The sequence below is a fragment of the Mycobacterium lehmannii genome, assembly GCF_002245535.1.
In the GTDB taxonomy this organism is placed as follows: domain Bacteria; phylum Actinomycetota; class Actinomycetes; order Mycobacteriales; family Mycobacteriaceae; genus Mycobacterium; species Mycobacterium lehmannii.
Map to the genome: position 1 here is coordinate 245,451 of NZ_NKCN01000004.1, position 22,728 is coordinate 268,178.

Consider the following 22,728-nt stretch of genomic DNA (forward strand, 5'->3'; position numbering starts at 1 on the left):
TCTAAGTCTCCTAACCGTCGGCCGGAGCCGCAAGCCGCCGGTGTCGTGCTCCGTAACATGTCTCCGGTGGAGGCCTACCCGCGGACGGACCCGCTGCTGGGAACCGTGCTCGACGGTCGGTACCGCGTCGACGTGATGATCGCGACTGGGGGCATGTCGTCCGTGTACCGCGGACTCGATCTGCGGCTGGATCGTCCGGTCGCGCTGAAGGTGATGGACAGCCGCTATGCGGGCGACTCTCAGTTCCTCACCAGGTTCCAGCGCGAGGCGCGCGCGGTGGCGCGGTTGACCGATCCGGGTCTGGTCGCGGTGTACGACCAGGGCGGCGGACGCACGGGCGGTCCTCCGCCGTTCCTGGTGATGGAACTCGTCGAGGGCGGCACGCTGCGGGAGCTGCTGCGCGAGCGTGGGCCGATGCCGCCGCACGCCGCCGCTGCGGTGCTCGGCCCGGTTCTCGGCGGGCTGGCCGCAGCACACCGCGCAGGCCTGGTGCACCGCGACGTCAAACCCGAGAACGTGCTGATCTCCGACGACGGCGACGTCAAGATCGCCGACTTCGGACTGGTGCGGGCGGTGGCCGAAGCCAAAATCACCTCGACCAGCGTCATCCTGGGCACCGCGGCGTATCTGTCACCCGAACAGGTCAGCACCGGTGACGCCGATCCCCGCAGCGACGTCTACGCGGCGGGCATCTTGACCTACGAACTGCTGACCGGCCGCACGCCGTTCGCGGGCGACTCGGCGCTGGCCGTCGCGTATCAGCGGATGGACAATGACGTCCCGGCTCCGGGCTCGGTGATCGCTGGCGTGCCCGCGCAGTTCGACGAGCTGGTGTTGCGCGCGACCGCCCGCGATCCGGCCCGGCGCTATGCCGATGCCCGGGAGATGGGTGAGGAGCTCGAAGCGATCGTCGACGAACTCGGCCTCCCGCCGTTTCGGGTGCCGGCACCACGCAACTCCGCTCAGAACGCGTCGGTTCCTCTTCACCCGCCTGCGGCGCCGCCGGCGGCTGCGGCCCCGCCCGCACCACGTCAGGCGACCCGGACGCTACCGCGCGACGACTGGCAGGCCCCCGAACCCGAATACGAAACGGTGTCGGGACGGTTCGCCGGAATCGAGCTCGAGGAGTTCTACTGGGCGCGGCAGCGCGCCAGGCGCGCACTGCTGTTCTGGGTGATCGCGGTGATCACACTGACGGCGCTGGTTGCGGCGGTTGCGTGGACGACCGGCAGCAACCTGTCCAGCCTGATCTAGTTGTACTGTCGGACCCCTCAACGCGGCTCGTCCCTCGCCGCTTGATCGTCGTCCGACTAATTGCACTGTCGGACTCCTCAACGCGGCTCGTCCCTCGCCGCTTGATCGTCGTCCGACTAGTCGCGCAGCATCTCCGCGACCAGGAACGCCAACTCCAGGCTCTGCTGGGTGTTCAACCGCGGGTCGCACGCCGTCTCGTAACGCCCGGCGAGGTCGGCGTCCGAGATGTCCTGCGCCCCACCGAGGCATTCGGTGACGTTCTCGCCGGTGATCTCGACGTGGATGCCGCCGGGATGGGTGCCCAGCGCCCTGTGCACCTCGAAGTAACCCTGCACCTCATCGACGATCCGGTCGAAGTGGCGGGTCTTGTAGCCGGTCGAGGACTCGTGGGTGTTGCCGTGCATCGGGTCGCACTGCCAAACCACCTGATGGCCGGTGGCCTGCACCTTCTCGATGATCGGCGGCAGCAGGTCACGCACCTTGTTGTTACCCATGCGGGTGACCAGCGTCAGCCGACCCGGCTCGTTGTTCGGGTCGAGGCGTTCGACGTACTCGACGGCCAGCTCCGGTGTCATGGTCGGGCCGAGCTTGACCCCGATCGGATTCGCAATCACCTCCGCGAACGCGATGTGGGCGCCGTCGAGCTGACGGGTGCGCTCACCGATCCACACGTAATGCGCGGACAGGTCGTAGAGCTTCGAGCCCTGCTCGGTCTCCGACAGCCGCAGCATCGCGCGCTCATAATCGAGCACCAACGCCTCGTGGCTCGCGTAGATCTCGGCGGTCTCCAGGTTGCGGTTGTCGACCCCGCACGCGCTCATGAACGTCAGCGCGCGGTCGATCTCACCGGCCAGCGCCTCGTACCGGGCACCGGCGGGCGACGTGCGGACGAACTCGCGGTTCCAGTCGTGCACCAGGTGCAGCGACGCCAGGCCCGAACCGGTCAGGGCGCGTACCAGGTTCATCGCGGCGCTGGCGTTGGCGTACGCGCGGACCAGCCGCGACGGGTCGTGCTCACGCACAGCGGCGTCGGGCGCGAATCCGTTGATCATGTCGCCGCGGTAGGACCGCAGACCGAGCGCGTCGATGTCGGCCGAGCGCGGTTTGGCGTACTGGCCTGCGATGCGGGCCACCTTGACCACCGGCACGCTGGCGCCGTAGGTCAGCACCACGGCCATCTGCAGCAGCGCCCGCAGGTTGGCCCGGATGTGGGGCTCGGTGTTGTTGACGAAGGTCTCGGCGCAGTCGCCGCCCTGCAGCAGGAACGCCTCGCCGCGGGCCACGGCGGCCAGCAGGTCCTTGAGTCGTTCCACTTCGGCGGGCACGGTCACCGGCGGGACGCTCTCGAGCACGGTGCGCATGTTCTTCGCCGCTTCGACATCCCAGGTCGGCTGCTGCACCGCGGGCTTGGCGAGCGCGGCGTCGAGCCGCTGCCGCAGCTCATCGGGCAGCGGCGGCAACGAGGGCAGCTGTTCGATGGGTACGTCGACGGTCCAGTTCACCCGTTCATGGTAACGGCCCGCGACATGTGCTTTTCACCGCTGGCCCGGCGCTTCACCGGTGGTCATCAGCTGGAACCGCCGCAAATTGTGGCGAGCGTCGACCAATGCATCGTGGGCGTCGCGCGGGCGCGGGGGCATGCGCGGCGAACCGCGCTCCTCCCAGAACTGGCGCAACTCGCGGGTGAAGCGCGGTATCGCCGGCGGAAGATCGGTCATCGGGCCCCACAGCTGACACAACACGACGTGGTCGTAGGCGCCCACCCAGGCCCACAGCTCGATCGGCTCGTCTCCGTCGATTCCGAAGAAGTCCTCCAGCTCCGAGCGGATCTGCCGACGCGAGCGCCACAGCTGTGAGGACGGCGGCGGAAGCTTGGGCAACACATGCTTGCGGACCCAGCTGCCTGCCCGGTCAGGGTCGAATTCGGTTGACACGGCGTAATACTCGCGACCGTCCTCGGCGGCGACACCGATCGAGATCAGGTCGATGGTGCGCCCGTTGTCGATGAATTCCGTGTCGTAGAAGTAGCGCACTACGCGGGTTCCTTCTGGGGTGCGGCCGCGACCGACCGATCCTTCGGGGCGGGTGCGGCGTGGATCTCGCGGTCGAGTTGCTCATCGACCTTGGCGTCGTCGGGAAACTTGGGCATACCCGCGATGGCGTCTTGCAGCCACAGTTTGGCCTGAACCACCGGGCGCCGCAGCCAGCGCTCGCGCTCCAGCGCCCGATGCATCTTGCGCGGGCGGTTCGTGTAGCGCCAGCGCGCCCAAGGCGCATGCGGCCTCGACAACCGGATCGCTCCGACAAACAGCAGCGGCGTCACGAACATCCCCACCAGCCCGGTCCACACCTTGCCCTTGAGCAACACGATGACGGCCAGCATCAAGGTCAGCACGGCCGCCACGATCACGCCCGCCCGCGCGGTCAGCGAGTGGTCGTTGCGCCAGATGTCGATGTCGAAGAACGACAACGGGTTGAAGCCCAGGATCAGCAGGCCTGCGACGGCGACGGCGGCGAACACCGCATCGACCGAGGTTCGGCCGTCCTCGGCCCAGTACACGTCCTGCAAATGCAGGATCAGCGCGAACTCGTCAAGCACCAGCGCTGCACCGATTCCGAAAAAGATTGCCGCCGCCGTGAATTCGGGTACTCCCCCGTCGACACTCAACGTCACCATCGTCACACCGGAGATCATGACCAGGACCACGCCGATCACCACGTGGTGGATGTGCAGCCCAGAGCCGGAAACAGAGATGTTGCGCGGCTGCCACCACTTGCGCGGCGCATCGCTGCCGGCATGCCTGCGGATGTACCGCACGATCGTGCGGGTGACGAAGAACGTCAGGATGAACGCGATCAGGCAGTACATGAGCGGCACCCGCGCGTGCGGGACGCCGAATACGAGGTGTAAGTCCGCGAGCACCCAGAAAACTTACGCCGACCTGCGCGTGTCGCGCCCGGGATACCGACCGACGCGCCGAGGCACCCCGATAGTCTGGTCAGCGACATGAGTACGTGGCGGTCGCCCGGCGGGGCTGGTTGGGGGCCAACGCTCGCCTGGCGGCTGTTTCAGCTGCTGACCCTGGCGGCGTTGGCCTGGGCGGGCTGGCGTGTGCTCGGCCGGGTGCCCTACCGCATCGACGTCGACGTCTACCGGATGGGCGGGCAGGCCTGGCTGGACGGCAGGCCGCTCTACGCCGACGGCGCGATGTTCCACACCAGGGGCGGCCTCGATCTGCCGTTCACCTATCCCCCACTTGCCGCCGTGGTGTTCGCGCCGTTCGCGTTGCTGTCGCTGGAAGCGGCAAGCGTCGCGATCACGGTGACCACGCTGGTGCTGCTCATCGTCGCGCTGACGATCGTGCTGCACCGGTGCGATGTCTGGTCGAAGACGTCGGTGACGACCGAACCCGCGTGGCTGCGGCAGGCGTGGCTGGCCGCCGCGATCGTCGCCCCAGCGGTGGTCTATTTGGAGCCCATCCGGTCGAACTTCGACTTCGGCCAGATCAACGTCGTGCTGATGACGTTGGTGATCGCCGACTGCGTGCCGCGCAGGACACCCTGGCCGCGGGGCATGCTCCTGGGTCTGGCCATCGCGCTGAAGCTGACCCCGGCGGTCTTCCTGCTGTATTTCGTGCTGCGCCGCGACGTTCGCGCGGTGGTCGTCACCGCGGTGTCCGCCGTCGTCGCCACGCTGATCGGGGTGGCGTTCGCCTGGCGTGACTCCCTGGAGTACTGGACCGAGACCGTGCGCAACACCGATCGCATCGGCACGGCGACGCTGAACACCAACCAGAACATCGCCGGGGCCCTGGCTCGGCTGGGGCTGAGCGAAGGGCCACGGTTCGTGTTGTGGACCGCGGCCTGCTTCGCGGTGCTGGCGCTCACCGTGTGGGCGGTGCGACGCGTGCTCAAGGCCGACGAACCGGTGCTGGCACTGATCTGCGTGGCGATGTTCGGGTTGGTGGTGTCGCCGGTGTCGTGGTCGCACCACTGGGTGTGGGCGCTGCCGACCCTGCTGGTCACGGCGCTGGTGGCCTATCGGAGGCGCCATGCGGCGCTGGGCGTGGTGGCCGCCGCGGGCTTTGCGTTGATGGTGTGGACACCGATCACGCTGATGCCCGAGCACCAGGAGACCGCCGCGTCGCTGTGGCGACAGCTGGTCGGCGGTTCCTATGTGTGGTGGGCGATCGCGGTGATTGTGGTTGCCGGGTCGCTGACGGCGGCGCCGGCGATGCGCAGCAGGCCGGTCGTCGACGAGGCGCCGGTACCCGCGGTGAACTAGGCGGCCTCAGCCGGCCCGGTTGAATTACCGGCTCAGCCGGCCCCGGTTGAATTACCGGCTCAGCCGGCCCCGGTTGAATTGCCGGCTCAGCCGGCCCCGGCTGAATTGCCGGCTCAGCCGGCCCCGGTTGAATTGCCGGCTCAGCCGGCGGCTACCTCCGGCATGCGGGCCGACGGCTTTGCCGTGTCGTCGGCCCTGCCTTCCTTGACGTCGGCGGCGTAGAGGTCGACGTACTCCTGACCCGACAGCCGCATCAGCTCGTACATCACCTCGTCGATGACCGCGCGCTCGATGAAGCGGTTGCCCGCCAACCCCTCGAAGCGGGTGAAGTCCATCGGCTTGCCGAATTTCACGTGGACCTTGCCGAATCGCCACATCTTGCTGCCGGGCGGGTTGACCGAGTCGGTGCCGATCATCGCAACCGGGATCACCGGCACGCCCGTTTGCAGCGCGAGCCGCGCCAGTCCGGTCTTGCCCTTGTAAAGCCGCCCGTCCGGGGACCGGGTGCCTTCCGGATACATCCCGAGCAGCTTGCCCTCACCCAGGATGCGTTCTGCGGTGGTCAGTGCGGCCTGTGCCGAATCCGCGTCGGTGCGGTCGATCGGCACCTGACCGGCGACGGTGTAGAACCAGCGCTGGAACCAGCCCTTGAGCCCGGTGCCGGTGAAGTACTCGGCCTTGGCCAGAAATGTGATGCGCCGGCTGACGACGAGCGGCTTGTAGAAACTGTCCGCGACCGCAAGGTGGTTACTCGCCAAGATCGCCGCGCCAGACGGCGGAACATGCTCCAGCCCTTCGACTTTCGGCCGTCCCAGCAAGGTCAGCAGAGGTCCCATGAAGATGTACTTGAACAGCCAATACCACATGGGCCCTCCCGGTGATCGAACACCGGCCGGTGTTCTGCGCCAACTTTACCCACGCACTGTGGATGCGACCACAGCGCGCAAGACTACTCCTCGACAGTTACCGGAATGTGCTGATATCGACCCGGCGCAGGAGGCGGAGCCGAGCCGTTCGGGCCCGGGCCGTCCGGTGGCCCGTCCGGAGGTGTGTCCGGCCCCGACGGGCCTTCTGCTGCCTGGTCCAGAATCGCCCGAACCACGGCAAGCAGGGCGACGCTGTGCTCGGCGACGACGGTGAGCAACGGATGCTGTTCGCCCGCGGCCAGGGCAGCAAGCGCACACACCGGGCACCAGACCTGCTGACACTTGCCCGCCGTACCGGTCGTCGCGCGCGCCGCGGCCAGTCGCACCGCGGGGTCCAGCCGGTCCAGGATGGCCTGCGCGAGCGCCCGCAGCTCCGGTCCGAGATCGCCGTGTGGCGTCGTCACTTCGGCCACACCTCCGGATTCGGTCGGAACCGCACGATCAACTCACTCCCACGCAGCTGCGCGTCCACGACGATGCATCGCCGCAACACGGACGCCAATCGGACCCGGCGCCGCAATCCGCCCGCGCCGACTATCAGATCGTCGTCGACCCGGCCCAGCGTTAGCGCCGAGGAGTCGACCTGCGGCAACTCTAGCCGTAACCGGTACACCGATTCGAGGCCGGAGCCGGACTCGCGGTCGACGATCGGGCGCAACGGACCGGGCGGGGGCGACCCGTCGCGGCGGCGTGCGCAGTCCAGCAGCTCACCGAGCGCCTTCGCCCCTATCGGCTCGCCGGCCAGATGCGGGACCAGGACGAGTTGCACATCGCCGATGGTCGCGTCGAGCTGATCGAGGACGGCCCGCTGTTCGGATATCCGCTCGGTGTACCAATCGAAGGCGGGATGTTCGGGCAGGTTGCGGTATTCGAACGAATCGTCTTGTACGAGTATCTGGTTGACGATCAGCTCGGCTACCGAAACGCCCATCAGCGCCAACGAACCCAGCGTCCGGGCGGCCTCGGCGGCCACCACCCGCTCGGCGGTCATCACCAGATGCGCGCTGACCTTGGAACCGTCGGTGAGCATCGCGCTCAGTGTGTCGGTGCCCGCGCTGATGCGTTCGAACAGGGCCACGACGGCCGCGCTGTGCGGATCGTCGAATCCAGTGGACAGCCGCCGGTGCCGCGGCCACGCCCGCTCCAGGTACAAACCGAACGTCGCGGGCAGGGTGAGCATGCGCAGCGCGTCGGCGGTCGACGCGCAGTCAACCACGATCCGGTCCCAGTCCCCAGAGGCCGCCAGTTCGCCCACCTCGTAGAGGCCGAGCACCTCCTGGACACCGGGCAGGGCCGAAAGTTCCTCCGGGGCAACGCTTCCCAATTCGGACTCGGGGAACCTGTCGGACAGTAGGCCCGCGATCTCGCGCCACCGCGCTTCGAGCAGGGCCAACGTATCCAACGCCAGCGCGTCCAGTGCTCCGCCACCGGCGTCGGCGTCGTCGGTGAACACCCGGGTGGGCCGGCGCGCGCCGGTCGGTGTCACGGTCACCCCGAGCACGTCGCCAATGGAGTGGGCCTGATCGGTCGAGACGATCAGCACACGCAGCCCCGCGCGTGCGTCACGCACGGCGGTGGCGGTCGCCAACGTCGACTTGCCGACCCCGCCCTTACCGACGAACAGGCCGATCTTGGCGACAGGCGGGTCGGGGGCATTCAGCTCACTCAGCCTCGACTCGTTTCTTGAGGTCCTTCAACGCGGTGTCGGTGAGGCGCCGTTCGGCTTTGCGCTTCAACAGCCCGATCATCGGAATGATCAGATCAACCGACAGCTCATAGGTGACATCGGTCCCGGATCCCTTGGGCGACAGTCGATATGCGCCTTCCAGCGACCTCAGCAGGGAGCTCGACACCAGCGACCACGTCACCGACTTGCGGTCAGGCGGCCAGTTGTAGGACAACACCATGGTGTCCTTGAGGACGGCGGCATCCAGCACGAGCCGGGCGGTCTTGGGATAGCCCTCGGCGTCGGCCTCGAGCACCTCGGTCTCCTTGTATTCGGCCACCCAGTCCGGATAGGACCCGATGTCCGCGATGACGTCCATGACCGTCGAGGGATCGGCATCGATGTAGATGGTCTGCGCCGTCTTGTCCGCCACGTTGAAAATCTACCCTCCCCTGTTGTCGGCGGCCGAAGCCTCAGGCCAACGGCGAAACACCCACCGGGCGCGTGGCCTCCAGCCGCTGCTTCACCTCGAATGCCATGTTCTTACCCGCGACCCGTCGCCGGTGGTTCATCTTCGCCAGATTCATCTTGGCCAGCTGCCACGCCGCCACCCCCGCCGGCTCGGCGTGCAGGAAATAGTGCAGCACGACCCCGTCGAGCACCGGTTCCAGCCAGATCTCCATGGTCCCGACGAGCGCCCCGGTGACAGTCCACCGGTGGCCCTTGTCGCCGCGATCCTCCACCACGGTCAGCCGCAGGTCCGGCCACCAGCGACGCCAGCTCGCGGGCTCGGCGATGTAGCGGCCGACCTCGGCGGGGTCAGCCGCGACGAACGTGTCGTCCGCGATCTGAATGCTGTGCATGGCATACCAGCTTCACATACGATCCTGCCCGCCCGGATACCGGCCGACTAGGGTGGATACGGCAAGAGCAGCCGCATCGAGAGGCCAAGACCGTGCGTGAGTTCAGTGTGCCAGCGTCCTTCACGGTGGAGGAGCACGACAACGTCGTCACCGCCGTGTTCGACCATGAGCGCGACGATCCCGACCATGTGATCTTCCAGCGCCTCGTCGACGGTTCGTGGACAGATGTGACGTGCAGGCAGGCCGCCGACCAGATTCGCTCCGCCGCGCTCGGCCTGATCGCCAGGGGCGTGCAACCGGGCGACCGCGTGGCGCTGCTGTCGGCCACCCGCTACGAATGGCCCATCCTGGACTTCGCGATCCTGGCCACCGGTGCGCTCACCGTGCCGATCTATGAGACCAGTTCGCCCGAGCAGGTGAAGTTCGTGCTCTCGGACTCCGAATCCGTGCTGCTGATCGTCGAGACCGACGCGCACGCCGACAGGATCGAGCACCTCAAGGACGAACTGCCCGGGCTGCGCGATGTGCTGCGCATCGAGAGCGCGGGCACGTCGGCGCTCGACGAACTCGCCGAGGCGGGAAAGTCGGTCGATGCCAAACAACTCGACGACCGGATGGCCGGTCTGGCGGCCGCCGATCCCGCGACGCTGATCTACACCTCCGGCACCACCGGCCAGCCGAAGGGCTGTCAGCTCACCCACTCCAACCTGGTCTACGAGATCCGCGGCTCCAAGGAGTGCTTCCCGACGCTGCTGGCCAAGGGCGAGCGCATGCTGGTGTTCCTGCCGCTCGCGCACGTGCTGGCCAGGGCGATCACGCTCGCCGCGCTCGCCAACAAGGTCACGTTGGGCTTCACCAGCGACATCAAGAACCTCGTGGCGACGTTCGCGGTGTTCAAGCCGACCGTGGTGGTGTCGGTGCCGCGGGTGTTCGAGAAGGTCTACAACACCGCCGAGCAGAACGCCCACAACGACGGCAAGGGCCGGATCTTCGAGATGGCCGTCAACACCGCGATCGAGTGGAGCAAGTCGTTGGACACCGGCAAGGCCGGCCTGCTGCTGCGCGCCAAGCACGCGGTGTTCGACCGCCTGGTCTACGGCAAACTACGGGCGGCGCTGGGCGGCGACTGCCGCGCCGCCATCTCCGGCGGCGCTCCGCTGGGCGCACGGCTCGGTCACTTCTACCGCGGGGTGGGGCTGACGATCTACGAAGGCTACGGCTTGACCGAGACCAGCGCCGCGATCACCGTCAACCGGATCGACAACGTCAAGGTCGGTTCGGTCGGAACGCCGTTGCCAGGCAACAGCATGCGCATCAACGACGATGACGAGTTGCTGGTCAGGGGCGGCGTTGTGTTCAACGGCTACTGGAAGAACGAGGAGGAGACCAAGGCCGTCTTCTCCTCCGACGGCTGGTTCCACACCGGCGACCTCGGCGCGATCGACGACGACGGCTTCCTGACCATCATCGGCCGCAAGAAGGAAATCATCGTGACCGCTGGCGGCAAGAACGTCGCCCCGGCAATCCTCGAGGACCGGTTGCGTGCACACCCGCTGATCAGCCAGGCGATGGCGGTCGGCGACGCCAAACCCTTCGTCGGCGCGTTGATCACCATCGACCCCGAGGCGATCGAGGGCTGGAAGGAACGCAACAGCAAGAACGCGGACGCCTCGGTGGGCGACCTGGCCACCGACCCGGACCTGGTCGCCGAGATCGACCTCGCCGTCAAGGACGCCAATCAGGCGGTGTCCAAGGCCGAGGGGATCCGCAAGTTCCGCATCCTGCCGGTGGACTTCACCGAGGACAGCGGTGAGTTGACCCCGACGATGAAGGTCAAGCGCAAGGTGGTGGCGGAGAAGTTCGCCAGCGACATCGAGGCGCTCTACTCGGGGTAGAGCAGGTTCGACAGTCGCCTCGCCTGGGTGTGCCACTGCCAGTTCTCGACCACCCAGCGCCGACCCGCCGCGCCCATCCGCACGGCACGGTCGGGATCGGCCAGCAGGTCGCTGACAGCCGCCGCTATCGCGCCGACGTCCCAGCCGTCGACCACCACGCCGGTCTCGCCGTCCCGCACGGTCTCCGGCGCACCACCCGACCGGCCCGCCACGACCGGAACACCGGCCGCCGACGCCTCGAGATAAACGATGCCCAGTCCCTCGACGTCCAGCCCGGCGCCGCGGGTCCGGCACGGCATTGCGAACACGTCGGCCATGGCGTGGTGTGCGGGCAACTCGTCGCCGGGGACGGCGTCGGTGAAGACGACGTCGTCGGCCACCCCGAAGCTGTGCGCCAGCTTGTGCAGGGTCGACCGGTAGGGCCCGCCGCCGACGATCACCAGCGCCGCATCGGGCACGCGCTGCCGGATCGCGGGCATCGCCCGAATCAGCATGTCCTGCCCCTTGCGCGGAACCAGTCGCGACAGGCATACGACGACGGGGCGGTTGCCGAGCCGGTAGCGGGCGCGCAGTTCGGCTCGCGCGACCTCGTCGGGCGTGAACCGGTCCGTGTCGACCCCCGGCGGTAGGTGTTCGAGCGCGGCCCGTGGCCCGAACGCCGAGGCGAATCGGCGCCGGGTGTACTGGCTGACGTAGGTGACCGCATCGGTGGCGGATCCGATGCGCCGCAGCGCGGTTCGAGCCAGGGGCAACATGGACCAGCCGACCTCGTGACCGTGCGTACTGGCGATCACCCGGCGTGCGCCCGCGTCGCGGGCCAGCGGCGCCATCAGCGCCAGCGGAGCCGCGGCGCCGAACCAAACCGTCTCGGCCCCGGTCTGCTCGATGAGGCGCCGCATCCGGCCGCTCACCGACGGTTCGGGCAGCATGAGGGTGGTCGGGTGCCGCACGACTCGATACGACGCGTCCCGGTCGAACGCGTCGGAACCCTTCCATTTCGGCGCGTACACCGTCAGCGTGTGCCGCCCTTCGGCCTCGAGGTGGTCGACCAACTCCTGCAGATAGGACTGGATGCCACCGCGCCGCGGCGGAAAGTCGTTGGTGACCAACAGAACCCGCGTCACGTCATCGACTCGCCCACTGCCGCCACTCGGCCAGCACCGTATCGAGGTCCGTTCCGAGGATGTCGCGCACCGCCGTCGCGACGTCGGGGTGGCCGGCTCCGCAGGCCCGCTGGTACAGCGCGAGCAGCGTGGCTTCGCCGAACCGGTCGGCGACGAACCTGCTGAACCACCACGCCCGGTCGTAGGCCAGCGAACGCTCTGGCCCCGACAGTTCGGCGTCACCGGGCAGCGTGAGAAGCGAAGCGTCCGGCACCGGTGTGGCGGGCCGGGCCACGAAGTCGGCCACCCCCTCGGTGAGCCAGCGCGGAGCGTCCGACGCGGTTCGAGTGCGGGCAGCGTAATGAAACAGCTCGTGGCGCAACACGATTCGCAACGCGGCGTCGCTCAGATCGGCAGCGCCGGGGGCGAACATGATCCGCTCGGGCGTAGTGGTGGCCGCGGTGTGGGAGTCACCGCCGCCGATCGCCGCGAACTGCGCGCCGGTGCCTGCGACGGCGATGACGATCTCGCGCGGCCACTCCGGTCCCCAGAACGCGGTGACCGCCGCCGCGGCCCCGTCCGACTCAGCCGCGATCCGGGACAGCAACCGCTCGGTCCGCGGCCCGCCGAGATTCATCAACCGGACCGCACGGCCGTCGGCGAGCGTGTGGACGCGCGATGCCGCGGTCGGCGTGGTCAGCGACACCGGAGCAGCGGGCGGCGTGGCCACCACCGGACCGGACGGGACCTCGGAGCGGCCGACGATCAGCAGTGCGAAGATCAGTTCGGCGATGAGCAGCGCCGCGAGCCGAGACCTACTCCTCGCGTGCGCGACACCCCGGCGGTCAGTAACGGCGGACGTTGTAGATCGGCGCATTGTCCACCGGGGCGACCCGCACCGGCGTGCCGTAGGTCGAGGCGTGCACCATCATTCCGTCACCGATGTAGATCGCCGAGTGCGACGCGTCGGAGTAGTAGTTGACGACGTCCCCCGGCTGCATCTGGTCCTGCGACACCGGCTGACCGCCGCGGGCCAGCGCCTGGCTGGAGTGGGGCAGCGAGATGCCGGCCTGTTGGAACGCCCACATCACCAGCCCCGAGCAGTCGAACGCGTTCGGTCCGGATCCGCCCCAGGAGTACGGCGAGCCGATACGGCTCAGCGCGGCCTGGATCACGGTCGCGGAGTGTCCGGCCCCCGGGGCCGCGACGTCTCCGGGCGGAATGGCCCCGGGCGCGGGCGGTGCGGCCAGGACCGCGGGATCATCGCCGGGTGGCACCGGCGCCGGCGCAGGCACCGGAGGCATGGGCGGGAGGGCGGCGAGCGCCTCACGCTGGTTCGGGGTCAGCGCCTCGTACTGCGACTTCACGACCGCGATCTGCACCTGCAGCGTGCTCTGCTTGGACTGCAGATCGGCCCGGACGGCGGCGGCCTGTTCGGCCGCGGTCTTCGCCTCGGCGGCCGACTTCGCGGAGGCTTCTTCGGCCAGGGCCGCCTGCCTGCCCATTTCGCGGTAGCTCTTCATCTGCGCCGACATCTGGGCGGCCATCACGCGTTGTACGGACAGCTGATCGATGAGGCCCTGCGGCGAACCGGCGGTCAGGATCGCGTCCAGTCCATCGGTTCTACCGCCCATATATTGGGCTGCGGCAACCTTGTCGACGGCGACCTGAAACTTTGCCAGCTGTTCGCGGGCCGCGTTCGCCGCTGCCGCATCGGCGGCGTGCTTGGCCTCCGCATCCCGCTGGATGGCCAGCTTGTTGTCGAGATCGAGCTGCGCCGAGTGCATCGCCTCGGTGGTCTGCTCGGCCTGACGCGACAGTTCGTTGAGCTTCGCCAGCGCGTCGTCGGCCGGATCGGCCTGCACACTGACCGCGAAGAGACTTGCGAAAAAAGTGATACCGACTATCGCGCTGACGAAGGGGCGAAGGAACCCACGAATGGTCAAACGCGTGCGGTCGAGCCTCAAGATTTTGCGTCCTTCAACTTCCGGAACGAAGCCGTGTCGAATAGCCCTTAGGTCTCAGACAGGTTACGAAACGGCATCGGCGTTGTCCAACAGAAGACGCAAATTTAACAGGCAGCTCATATTTCGTTCCGTCGCCCGTCGCGCCGCGTGTCATCAGGCGACACCTGAACTGCCTTCCCGCCGGATGGGTACCAGTCGCAGCCGCGGTGCCAGGCCCACGTCGGCGAGCACCTCCAAAGCTCGACGCTCGTCGTCCAGCAAGGTGTCGGGTACGCCCAGCAGAACACTCACGACGCAGTCCTGACAGCCCGGTCCGCGGACCGCGCAGTCGTCGCAGTCGATCTTCACCGTGCCCACGAATGGCTCCTCTCGGTCGGTGCGGTCCGCACGCTATCGGGAGGTACCGACAAATTCTGCGGGTCCGCGTGGCAACCCGAAGCTGTCGGTGGGGTTTTCTACGGTCGATCCGTGAGCCAGCTCAGCTTCGCCGATGTCGATCGGCAGGCTGACGTCTCACTGCGCGACACCACGTTCGTCGTCGTCGACCTCGAGACCACCGGAGGCCGCGCCAGCGGCGACAACCACGACCAGATCACCGAGATCGGGGCGGTCAAGGTGCGCGGCGGCGTCGTGCTCGGCGAACTGGCGACGCTGGTGGACCCGGGCCGCAGCATCCCGCCGCAGATCGTTGCGCTGACCGGGATCACCACCGCGATGGTGTGCAACGCGCCGCGGATCGAGTCGGTGCTGCCGGCATTCCTGGAGTTCTCGCGCGGGGCCGTGCTGGTCGCCCACAACGCCGGATTCGACATCGGGTTCCTGCGGGCCGCCGCCGAACGCGCTCAGATCGCCTGGCCGCGGCCGCCGGTGCTGTGCACGGTCAAACTGGCCCGTCGGGTCCTCACCCGCGACGAGGCGCCCAGCGTCCGCCTCTCCGCGCTGGCCCGCTTGTTCGGCGCGAGCACCACCCCGACGCACCGAGCACTCGACGACGCGCGCGCCACGGTCGACGTGCTGCACGGGCTGATCGAGCGCGTGGGCAACCAGGGCGTGCACACGTACACGGAGTTGCGTTCGTACCTGCCCGACGTCACCCCGGCGCAGCGGCGCAACCGCCACCTCGCCGCCGCGCTGCCCCACCGGCCCGGCGTCTACCTGTTCCGCGGCCCCGGCGCCCAGGTGCTCTACGTCGGCACGGCCGTCAACCTGCGGCGACGCGTCGGGCAGTACTTCAACGGCTCCGACTCACGCACCCGCATCAAGGAGATGGCGTCGCTGGCCACCGCGGTCGACCACGTCGAATGCGCGCACGATCTCGAGGCAGGCGTGCGCGAGCTGCGCCTGCTGGCCGCGCACGCCCCGCCCTACAACCGCCGGTCGAAGTTCCCGCACCGATGGTGGTGGATCACGTTGACCGACGAGGCCTTTCCCCGCTTCTCGATCGTGCGCACCCCCAAGCACGACGCGGTGATCGGCCCGTTCCGCGCGCGTGCGGACGCCGTCGACACCGCCGCCCTGCTGGCTCGGTTCACCGGGGTGCGGACGTGCACCAAGAAGCTGGGGCGCGCCGCGGTGCACGGCCCGGCCTGCCCCGACCGGGAGTTGTCGCCGTGCCCGGCGCCCCGCGACGTGGGCGCCGACGAGTACGCGGAGACGGTCGCGCAGGCGGCCGACCTGATGGCCGGCCGCGACGGCCGGGCGCTGGCCGCGGTGCTGGCCCACGTCGCCGACCTCGCCGACCGCGGCCGCTACGAGACCGCGGCGCGACTACGCGATCACGCCGCCGCCGCGATCGATGGACTGTGGCGAGGCCAGCGACTGCGGGCGCTGGTCGCCGTCACCGAGTTGGTGGCGGCACGCCCGGACGGCAGCGGTGGATGGCACCTCGCGGTGATCCGCAACGGCCAACTGGCCGCGGCGGGAAACGCGCCGCGCGGGGTTCCCCCGATGCCCGTTGTCGACGCGATTTGCGCTGGCGCACAAGCCATTCTGCCGTCGACGGCACCGTTGGGCGGCGCGCTGGTCGAGGAGACGGCACTGATCGCGCGGTGGCTACACCAGCCCGGCGTGCGCATCGTGCGCGCCGACGAGGGCTACTGCTTGCCGACGCATGCAGCGGGCCGGTGGGCGGCGTGGGCCGCGTCGGCGCGCTCGGCGAGGCTGGCCGCCGAACAGGTCGAAAGGACAACCCGCTCAGGCTTTTTGAGTGAACCGCACCCAACGCGCGAGGAGCTGTTCGGCCGCCCCGGAGTCGATGGCCTCGGCCGCCTTGGCCAGCCCGCTCTCCCAGGCCGGCAACCATTTGGCGTCGCTGGCTAGGCCCGCGTGCGCCACCAGCGCGCCCGCGGCGTTGAGGATCACGGCGTCGCGCACCGCCCCCGGCGCACCGCCGAGCACCGCGCGCACCGAGGCCGCGTTGGCCTCGGCGTCGCCACCGACCAGTTCGGAGATCTCGGCGCGCTTGAAGCCGAACGCGGCGGGGTCGAACTTCAGTTGTTCGACCGTGCCCGCCTGTACGCGCCAGATCGTGCTGGTCGTGGTGGTGGTGAGCTCGTCGAGACCGTCGTCGCCGTGGACCACCAGCACGCTGGACCCGCGGGCCGCGAACACGCCGGCCATCACCTCGGCCAGGTCGCCCCATGCGCAACCGACCAGCCCGGCCCGCGGCGCTGCCGGGTTGGTCAGCGGGCCGAGCAGGTTGAACACCGTGGGCACCCCGAGCTCGCGGCGCACCACGCCTGCGTGCCGGTACGACGGGTGGAAGTGGGGCGCGAACGCGAACCCGATACCGATCTCGGCGACGCTGCGCGCGACTTCGTCGGGACCCAGATCGATGCGCACCCCGAGCGCCTCGAGCGTGTCGGCACCGCCGGACAGCGACGACGCGGCACGGTTCCCGTGCTTGATCACCGGCACGCCCGCGGCCGCGACGATGATGGCCGCCATCGTGGACAGGTTCTGGGTGTTGGCGCCGTCCCCGCCGGTCCCCACGACGTCGACGGTCGCGGTGCCGATCACGTCGGTCGGGACACGGCGCGCGTGTTTGAGCATGATGTCGGCCAGCTCCGTCACCTCGGCCGACGTCGGGCGTTTCATCCGCATGGACACCCCGAAACCGGCGATCTGAGCAGGGGTGGCCGCGCCGGTCATGATCTGGTCCATCGCCCACGCCGCCTGGCCGTTCTCCAGCGACTGACCGGTGGTGAGGCGGCCAAGGATCCGGGGCCAGGTGAAGGAATCGGGGTTTTTGGGAGAAGCCACCACGCGATTATTGACGAAACTGCGGACCCGGGTGGTGATCGACAACTACAAAGCGTCATACTTGCTCCTGTGACGAGCGCTGTAGGTACCTCCGGAACCGCAATCACGTCGCGAGTACATTCGCTGAACCGGCCGAACATGGTCAGTGTCGGCACCATCGTCTGGCTGTCCAGCGAGCTGATGTTCTTTGCTGGCCTGTTCGCGATGTACTTCACCGCGCGTTCGCAAGCGGCGGGCGAATGGCCGCCGCCGCCGACCGAGTTGAACCTCATGCAGGCCGTCCCGGTCACGCTGGTTCTGATCGCCTCGTCGTTCACCTGCCAGATGGGCGTATTCGCCGCCGAACGCGGCGACGTGTTCGGGTTGCGCCGCTGGTACACCCTCACCTTCGCGATGGGGTTGTTCTTCGTCCTCGGCCAGGGCTACGAGTACATGGAACTGGTCAAGCACGGCACCACCATCTCCAGCAGCGCCTACGGCTCAGTGTTCTACCTGGCCACGGGATTCCACGGATTGCACGTGATCGGCGGCCTTGTCGCCTTCCTCATCCTGCTGGCCCGAACCCGGATGAGTAAGTTCACTCCGGCTCAGGCCACCGCGGCGATCGTGGTGTCGTACTACTGGCACTTCGTCGACATCGTCTGGATCGCATTGTTCGCCGTCATTTACTTCGTCCGTTGATCGGCTCGCCGATGAATCCGATGAGAAGGAGTTCGATGACCGACAAGTCGCGCCGTCGGCTACGCCGGCGCCTGTCAGGTGCTGTGCTGCTGCTGCTCGGACTGGGCGTCGCCGGCGGTCTCGCCGCGACCCTGACGCCCGCGCCGCAAGTCGCGGTCGCCGACGAATCGCAGTCGGCGCTGTTGCGCACGGGTAAGCAGCTGTTCGACACCTCGTGCGTGACCTGCCACGGCGTCAACCTCCAGGGTGTGCCCGACCGCGGGCCCAGCCTCATCGGCGTAGGCGAGGCGGCGGTCTACTTCCAGGTCTCGACCGGCCGCATGCCCGCGATGCGCGGCGAGGCCCAGGCCCCGAAGAAGGACCCGGTATTCGACGAGGCGCAGACCGACGCGCTCGGCGCCTACGTGCAGGCCAACGGCGGCGGCCCGGTCGTCCCGCGCGACGACAACGGACGCGTCGCACAGGAGTCGCTGCTGGGCGACAACGTCGCCCGCGGCGGCGACCTGTTCCGGCTGAACTGCGCCTCGTGTCACAACTTCACCGGCAAGGGCGGCGCCCTGTCGTCGGGCAAGTACGCGCCCGACCTCGGTGACGCCACGCCCGCGCAGATCTACACCGCGATGCTCACCGGCCCGCAGAACATGCCGAAGTTCTCGGACCGGCAGCTGTCGCCGGATGAGAAGCGCGACATCGTCGCCTACGTCCGCGAGTCGGCGGAGGCACCGAGCTACGGCGGCTACGGCCTGGGCGGGTTCGGCCCCGCGCCCGAGGGCATGGCGGCCTGGATCATCGGCATGGTGGCCGTCATCGCCGCGGCCCTGTGGATCGGAGCGCGAGCATGAGCGAACCGGGCAACGGCACAGAGAACACCCCGAAGGGCACCGACGCGCCCGGCCAGGCCGGTGTACCGGGGCAGCCCACCGACGCCGAACTGGCCGCGATGTCCCGCGAGGAACTGGTCGAACTCGGCGGCAAACTCGACGGCGTCGAAATCGTCTACAAGGAAAGCCGCTGGCCGGTCCCCGACACCAAGGCCGAGAAGCGCGCCAGCCGCGTCGTCTCGTACTGGCTTCTGCTGGGCGGATTTTCGGGCCTGGCCCTGCTGTTGGTGTTCCTGTTCTGGCCGTGGGAGTACGTGCCCTACGGCTCCGAGGGCGAGTTCCTGTTCAGCCTGACCACGCCGCTGTACGGGTTGACCTTCGGGCTGTCGATCTTGGCGATCGGCATCGGTGCGGTGCTGTACCAGAAGAAGTTCATCCCCGAGGAGATCTCGATCCAGGAACGCCATGACGGCGCCTCCCCCGAGATCCACCGCAAGACGGTCGTGGCGAACCTGACCGACGCGCTGGAAGGCTCGACGATCAAGCGGCGCAAGCTGGTCGGCCTCTCGCTGGGCATCGGCCTCGGCGCGTTCGGCCTCGGCACGCTGGTGGCGTTCGCGGGCGGTTTGATCAAGAACCCGTGGAAACCCGTCGTCCAGACCGCCGAAGGCAAGAAGGCGGTGCTGTGGACGTCCGGGTGGACACCGCGGTACGAGGGCGAGACCATCTTTTTGGCCCGCTCCACCGGCAGCGGCACCTTCGTCAAGATGCGCCCCGAGGACATCGATGCCGGCGGTATGGAGACGGTGTTCCCGTGGCGCGAATCCGACGGCGACGGAACCACTGTCGAGTCGCACCACCATCTCGCCGAGATCGCGATGGGTGTGCGCAATCCCGTCATGTTGATCAGAATCAAGGCGCAAGACCTGCCCCGGGTGGTCAAGCGCAAGGGGCAGGAGAGCTTCAACTTTGGCGACCTGTTCGCCTATACGAAGGTCTGCTCTCACCTGGGCTGCCCCTCGTCGCTGTACGAGCAGCAGTCGTATCGCATCCTCTGCCCGTGCCACCAGTCGCAGTTCGACGCGCTGCACTTCGCTAAACCCATATTCGGCCCGGCTGCGCGCGCGCTGGCGCAGCTGCCCATCACCATCGACCAGGACGGGTACCTCGTCGCCAACGGCGACTTCATCGAACCCGTCGGGCCGGCCTTCTGGGAACGGAAAACAGCATGAGTCCATCACTGCCGAAGCCGCCGAACCTCGCCGAAGTCGCGGCGGGCCAAGGGAATGCCATCGATTCCCGCTATCACCCCTCCGCGGCGGTGCGACGCCAGCTGAACAAGGTGTTCCCGACCCACTGGTCCTTCCTGCTGGGCGAGATCGCGCTGTACAGCTTCATCGTGCTGCTGATCACCGGCGTGTACCTGACGCTGTTCTTCGACCCGTCGATGGCCGAGGTCACCTACGACGGCGTGTACCAGCCGCTGCGCGGTGTGCAGATGTCGAAGGCCTACGAGTCGACGCTCGACATCAGCTTCGAGGTCCGCGGCGGACTGTTCGTCCGCCAGATCCACCACTGGGCCGCACTGCTGTTCGCCGCGGCGATCATGGTGCACCTGGCTCGCATCTTCTTCACCGGCGCCTTCCGGCGGCCGCGTGAGGCGAACTGGGTGATCGGCGCGCTGCTGCTGATCCTGGCGATGTTCGAGGGCTACTTCGGTTACTCGCTGCCCGATGACCTGCTGTCCGGCATCGGGCTGCGAGCCGCGCTCTCGTCGATCTCGCTTGGCATGCCGGTGATCGGCACCTGGTTGCATTGGGCGCTGTTCGGCGGCGACTTCCCCTGCGGCGGCGTCGGTTACGAGTGTGCGACCGACGGATTCTGGATTCCCAGGATGTACGCCCTGCACATCCTGCTGATCCCCGGAATCATGTTGGCGCTCATCGGGCTTCACCTCGCCCTGGTGTGGTTCCAGAAGCACACCCAGTTCCCCGGCCCGGGCCGCACCGAGACCAACGTCGTCGGCGTGCGCGTCATGCCGGTGTTCGCGGTGAAGTCGGGTGCCTTCTTCGCGATGACCGTCGGCATCCTCGGCCTGATGGGTGGGCTATTGACGATCAACCCCGTCTGGAATCTCGGGCCGTACAAGCCATCTCAAGTGTCGGCGGGTAGCCAGCCGGACTTCTACATGATGTGGACCGAGGGCGTGGCGCGTATCTTCCCGCCGTGGGAGCTCTACTTCGGCAACTACACCGTCCCGGCGTCCACCTGGGTGGCGCTGTTCATGGGCCTGGTGTTCACGCTGCTGATCGCCTACCCGTACATCGAGAAGAAGCTGACCGGCGACACTGCACACCACAACCTGCTGCAGCGTCCGCGTGACGCCCCGGTGCGGACCGCGTTGGGGTCGGCGGCGATCGCGCTGTACATGCTGTTCACGCTGTGCGCGATGAACGACATCATCGCGTTCAAGTTCCACATCTCGCTGAACGCGACGACGTGGATCGGACGCATCGGCATGGTGGTGCTGCCCGCGATCGTCTACTACATCGCCTACCGGTGGGCCGTCGGCCTCCAGCGCAGTGACCGCGAGGTACTCGAACACGGCATCGAGACCGGCATCATCAAGCGGTTGCCGCACGGTGCCTACATCGAGCTGCACCAGCCGCTGGGCCCGGTGGACGAGCACGGTCATCCGATTCCGTTGGAATACCAGGGCGCTGCCATCCCGAAGCGGATGAACAAGCTGGGCTCCGCGGGCGCGCCGGGTACCGGCAGCTTCCTCACGGCCGACCCGATCGAAGAGCACGAGGCGCTGACCGCGGCTCTGCACGCCGGCGAGCGCAAGGCGCTCACCGCGCTGGCCGAGCACCAGGAGCGCAACGGCTCGTCGAACGGGCATGGCTCTCGCGACGGAGACTCGTCCAACGGCCACCACTGAGGCAGCCGGCACGCTCGAAAAGCGCCCGCTGTGAAGGACTTACGCGCCCTGCTGATCGAGCAGGGCGCGTAGTTCTTTGAGGTAGAACCACGGCACGACGGGCATGGCGAGCGTGACCAGAGCGGTCAACCCATAAAAAACCCAGGCCGCGACATTGCTGTCGACCGCCATCAGATAGGTGGCCACACCGATGGCCACCATGGCGACTCCGATCGCGCAGGCGATCGCCACGGCGCAGCGCAGCCCCAGCAGGTCAACGGCCGCGGATGCGGGCGTCGACGCCGGCGCAGGCGCCTCGAGGATGCGCTCCTGGCGCGGCGCCGCGTACGGCAACTTCTCAGTGGGCGGTGTCGGGTCCATCGGCCGCCCCCGGCCGGGAGCCGCCGAGGCGGCCGGCGCGGGTCCGGCGGCTTGGGGCTGCGGCGATTCGGCCAGCGCGTCCCGGCGGGCGCGCAACAGCAGCGGAACCGCGCCGATGATCACCACCGCGGAGATCCCGATGACGGTGTAGAGCAGCCACGGCGTGCCGGCATCCCTGGACGACTCGGCCGGCCCTCGCCCGAGGTCGACCAGCGCGACCGTCGCGGCGACCCCGGTGCCGAGCGCCACCAGCCAGATCGCCGCGCACGAGCCGAGCAGGATGCGATCGGTGCGGTCGAGTTCGCGGAGATCCAGTGCCGGGGTCAACCGCGAGCGCCCCGACGCGTCCGTTTCGTACGTCATCAGCAGCTGGTCTGTGCGGCGTTGTTGGTGTTCGACGACAGCACGGTGCCGTCGCTCGTGGTTATCGAGCAGTTCAACCGGCTGACCAGGAACAGGCTCGACGCCTGCACCGAACCGACCTCGGACTGCGAGATCGGCGTCACGGTCAACGACCACGGGATGTAGACGTTGCGCTGGGTCCGGCTTCGGCCCGACGCGTCGATGTAGGTCACGGTGATGATGTCTCCCGGTGCTTTGGTTCCCGTCACCGAATAGGTGACCTGTCGCGGGCCCGAACGGGTTGTCGTGGGCGGTGGTGGCGCCGGCGGCGACGTGGTCCCCGGCTGTCTCTTATACCTATCT

At 68.3% G+C, this 22,728-nt stretch carries 22 protein-coding genes and 1 pseudogene; 8 read left to right on the forward strand and 15 right to left on the reverse strand.

Translation table 11 applies throughout. The annotated features are described in order from the left end of the window. Positions 1 to 57 precede the first annotated feature (57 nt). Positions 58 to 1,254, forward strand: a complete 1,197-nt coding sequence (locus CEX87_RS07575; RefSeq protein ID WP_064394003.1) for a protein kinase domain-containing protein — start codon at positions 58 to 60, stop codon at positions 1,252 to 1,254. A gap of 116 nt (positions 1,255 to 1,370) precedes the next feature. Here CEX87_RS07575 and CEX87_RS07580 read toward each other — a convergent pair whose 3' ends face one another. Genes CEX87_RS07580 through CEX87_RS07590 form a run of 3 tightly spaced genes read right to left on the reverse strand, consistent with a single transcriptional unit; the run spans position 1,371 to position 4,123 of the window. Then, positions 1,371 to 2,756: a class II 3-deoxy-7-phosphoheptulonate synthase gene (locus tag CEX87_RS07580; protein WP_064394004.1), complete on the reverse strand. Its 1,386-nt coding sequence runs from the start codon at positions 2,754 to 2,756 to the stop codon at positions 1,371 to 1,373. A gap of 33 nt (positions 2,757 to 2,789) precedes the next feature. Beyond that, positions 2,790 to 3,287 carry a polyadenylate-specific 3'-exoribonuclease AS gene (locus CEX87_RS07585; protein WP_064394005.1) on the reverse strand — a complete coding sequence of 166 codons (498 nt, stop codon included), beginning with the start codon at positions 3,285 to 3,287 and terminating at the stop codon, positions 2,790 to 2,792. Further along, a complete protein-coding gene (locus tag CEX87_RS07590; RefSeq protein WP_233151309.1) occupies positions 3,287 to 4,123 on the reverse strand; it encodes a hypothetical protein in 837 nt (278 codons plus the stop codon). Before CEX87_RS07590 ends, CEX87_RS07585 begins: the two co-directional genes overlap by 1 nt. A gap of 138 nt (positions 4,124 to 4,261) precedes the next feature. Between CEX87_RS07590 and CEX87_RS07595 the strand changes: the two genes are divergently transcribed. Further along, positions 4,262 to 5,539, forward strand: coding sequence for a glycosyltransferase family 87 protein (locus CEX87_RS07595; protein WP_064418318.1), 1,278 nt, complete (start codon positions 4,262 to 4,264; stop codon positions 5,537 to 5,539). Positions 5,540 to 5,679: 140 nt separating this feature from the next. Here the strand turns inward: CEX87_RS07595 and CEX87_RS07600 are convergent, their stop codons facing one another. The 5 genes from CEX87_RS07600 to CEX87_RS07620 form a co-directional block, all read right to left on the reverse strand. After that, entirely contained in the window at positions 5,680 to 6,405 is a 726-nt protein-coding gene (locus CEX87_RS07600; protein ID WP_064394008.1) for a lysophospholipid acyltransferase family protein, read from the reverse strand. A gap of 83 nt (positions 6,406 to 6,488) precedes the next feature. Next, entirely contained in the window at positions 6,489 to 6,869 is a 381-nt protein-coding gene (locus tag CEX87_RS07605; protein ID WP_064418417.1) for a hypothetical protein, read from the reverse strand. After that, positions 6,866 to 8,125, reverse strand: a complete 1,260-nt coding sequence (locus CEX87_RS07610; RefSeq protein ID WP_064418319.1) for an ArsA family ATPase — start codon at positions 8,123 to 8,125, stop codon at positions 6,866 to 6,868. The genes CEX87_RS07605 and CEX87_RS07610 overlap by 4 nt, the downstream gene beginning before the upstream one ends. A gap of 1 nt (position 8,126) precedes the next feature. Continuing rightward, a complete protein-coding gene (locus tag CEX87_RS07615; RefSeq protein ID WP_064394010.1) occupies positions 8,127 to 8,564 on the reverse strand; it encodes an SRPBCC family protein in 438 nt (145 codons plus the stop codon). Between the two features lie 40 nt (positions 8,565 to 8,604). Next, positions 8,605 to 8,994: a hypothetical protein gene (locus CEX87_RS07620; RefSeq protein WP_064394011.1), complete on the reverse strand. Its 390-nt coding sequence runs from the start codon at positions 8,992 to 8,994 to the stop codon at positions 8,605 to 8,607. Between the two features lie 92 nt (positions 8,995 to 9,086). Between CEX87_RS07620 and CEX87_RS07625 the strand changes: the two genes are divergently transcribed. Then, on the forward strand, positions 9,087 to 10,889 hold the full coding sequence (locus CEX87_RS07625; protein ID WP_066808564.1) for an AMP-dependent synthetase/ligase: 1,803 nt from the start codon (positions 9,087 to 9,089) through the stop codon (positions 10,887 to 10,889). On the opposite strand, the gene CEX87_RS07630 is transcribed toward CEX87_RS07625, so the two are convergent. From CEX87_RS07630 to CEX87_RS07645, 4 genes are all read right to left on the reverse strand, one after another. After that, a complete protein-coding gene (locus CEX87_RS07630; RefSeq protein ID WP_068193083.1) occupies positions 10,877 to 12,013 on the reverse strand; it encodes a glycosyltransferase family 4 protein in 1,137 nt (378 codons plus the stop codon). The genes CEX87_RS07625 and CEX87_RS07630 overlap by 13 nt on opposite strands. A gap of 1 nt (position 12,014) precedes the next feature. Next, on the reverse strand, positions 12,015 to 12,869 hold the full coding sequence (locus CEX87_RS07635; RefSeq protein ID WP_064394014.1) for a hypothetical protein: 855 nt from the start codon (positions 12,867 to 12,869) through the stop codon (positions 12,015 to 12,017). Further along, positions 12,838 to 13,959, reverse strand: coding sequence for a peptidoglycan hydrolase RipC (gene ripC, locus CEX87_RS07640; RefSeq protein WP_082693832.1), 1,122 nt, complete (start codon positions 13,957 to 13,959; stop codon positions 12,838 to 12,840). Before ripC ends, CEX87_RS07635 begins: the two co-directional genes overlap by 32 nt. Positions 13,960 to 14,112: 153 nt before the next feature. Beyond that, positions 14,113 to 14,316: a hypothetical protein gene (locus CEX87_RS07645; protein WP_064349930.1), complete on the reverse strand. Its 204-nt coding sequence runs from the start codon at positions 14,314 to 14,316 to the stop codon at positions 14,113 to 14,115. 111 nt (positions 14,317 to 14,427) lie between these two features. Between CEX87_RS07645 and CEX87_RS07650 the strand changes: the two are divergent. Next, positions 14,428 to 16,215: pseudogene (locus tag CEX87_RS07650) on the forward strand (DEDD exonuclease domain-containing protein); the annotation flags it as partial. Here the strand turns inward: CEX87_RS07650 and trpD are convergent. Beyond that, positions 16,153 to 17,220 carry an anthranilate phosphoribosyltransferase gene (gene trpD, locus CEX87_RS07655; RefSeq protein WP_231984501.1) on the reverse strand — a complete coding sequence of 356 codons (1,068 nt, stop codon included), beginning with the start codon at positions 17,218 to 17,220 and terminating at the stop codon, positions 16,153 to 16,155. The pseudogene CEX87_RS07650 and the gene trpD sit on opposite strands and share 63 nt — an antisense overlap. Before the next feature lie 69 nt (positions 17,221 to 17,289). Here trpD and ctaE point away from each other — a divergent pair, with 69 nt between their 5' ends. Genes ctaE through qcrB form a run of 4 tightly spaced genes read left to right on the forward strand, consistent with a single transcriptional unit; the run spans position 17,290 to position 21,663 of the window. Then, positions 17,290 to 17,901: an aa3-type cytochrome oxidase subunit III gene (ctaE, locus tag CEX87_RS07660; protein ID WP_066808554.1), complete on the forward strand. Its 612-nt coding sequence runs from the start codon at positions 17,290 to 17,292 to the stop codon at positions 17,899 to 17,901. A gap of 11 nt (positions 17,902 to 17,912) precedes the next feature. Next, the gene (gene qcrC / locus CEX87_RS07665) at positions 17,913 to 18,743 is read left to right on the forward strand and encodes a cytochrome bc1 complex diheme cytochrome c subunit (RefSeq protein WP_197505924.1); all 831 of its coding nucleotides are present in this window, start codon (positions 17,913 to 17,915) and stop codon (positions 18,741 to 18,743) included. Next, on the forward strand, positions 18,740 to 19,954 hold the full coding sequence (gene qcrA / locus CEX87_RS07670; protein WP_064418323.1) for a cytochrome bc1 complex Rieske iron-sulfur subunit: 1,215 nt from the start codon (positions 18,740 to 18,742) through the stop codon (positions 19,952 to 19,954). The genes qcrC and qcrA overlap by 4 nt, the downstream gene beginning before the upstream one ends. Then, entirely contained in the window at positions 19,951 to 21,663 is a 1,713-nt protein-coding gene (gene qcrB / locus CEX87_RS07675; RefSeq protein WP_064425664.1) for a cytochrome bc1 complex cytochrome b subunit, read from the forward strand. Before qcrA ends, qcrB begins: the two co-directional genes overlap by 4 nt. A 39-nt stretch (positions 21,664 to 21,702) precedes the next feature. On the opposite strand, the gene CEX87_RS07680 is transcribed toward qcrB, so the two are convergent. After that, positions 21,703 to 22,386: a DUF2561 family protein gene (locus CEX87_RS07680; protein ID WP_064425665.1), complete on the reverse strand. Its 684-nt coding sequence runs from the start codon at positions 22,384 to 22,386 to the stop codon at positions 21,703 to 21,705. Continuing rightward, a partial coding sequence (locus CEX87_RS07685) for an MmpS family transport accessory protein (RefSeq protein ID WP_233151307.1) occupies positions 22,386 to 22,728 on the reverse strand: 343 nt, incomplete at its 5' end. The genes CEX87_RS07680 and CEX87_RS07685, both read right to left, overlap by 1 nt.

What these genes read in the sequence shown, in the direction of transcription:
- qcrB (WP_064425664.1), top strand. Translation starts at nt 19,951, where the DNA reads ATGAGTCCATCACTGCCGAAGCCGCCGAACCTCGCCGAAGTCGCGGCG.
- CEX87_RS07590 (WP_233151309.1), bottom strand. Translation starts at nt 4,123, where the DNA reads ATGTACTGCCTGATCGCGTTCATCCTGACGTTCTTCGTCACCCGCACG.
- CEX87_RS07680 (WP_064425665.1), bottom strand. Translation starts at nt 22,386, where the DNA reads ATGACGTACGAAACGGACGCGTCGGGGCGCTCGCGGTTGACCCCGGCA.
- CEX87_RS07600 (WP_064394008.1), bottom strand. Translation starts at nt 6,405, where the DNA reads ATGTGGTATTGGCTGTTCAAGTACATCTTCATGGGACCTCTGCTGACC.
- CEX87_RS07635 (WP_064394014.1), bottom strand. Translation starts at nt 12,869, where the DNA reads ATGCGCCGATCTACAACGTCCGCCGTTACTGACCGCCGGGGTGTCGCG.
- qcrC (WP_197505924.1), top strand. Translation starts at nt 17,913, where the DNA reads ATGAATCCGATGAGAAGGAGTTCGATGACCGACAAGTCGCGCCGTCGG.
- CEX87_RS07575 (WP_064394003.1), top strand. Translation starts at nt 58, where the DNA reads ATGTCTCCGGTGGAGGCCTACCCGCGGACGGACCCGCTGCTGGGAACC.
- CEX87_RS07620 (WP_064394011.1), bottom strand. Translation starts at nt 8,994, where the DNA reads ATGCACAGCATTCAGATCGCGGACGACACGTTCGTCGCGGCTGACCCC.
- CEX87_RS07595 (WP_064418318.1), top strand. Translation starts at nt 4,262, where the DNA reads ATGAGTACGTGGCGGTCGCCCGGCGGGGCTGGTTGGGGGCCAACGCTC.
- qcrA (WP_064418323.1), top strand. Translation starts at nt 18,740, where the DNA reads ATGAGCGAACCGGGCAACGGCACAGAGAACACCCCGAAGGGCACCGAC.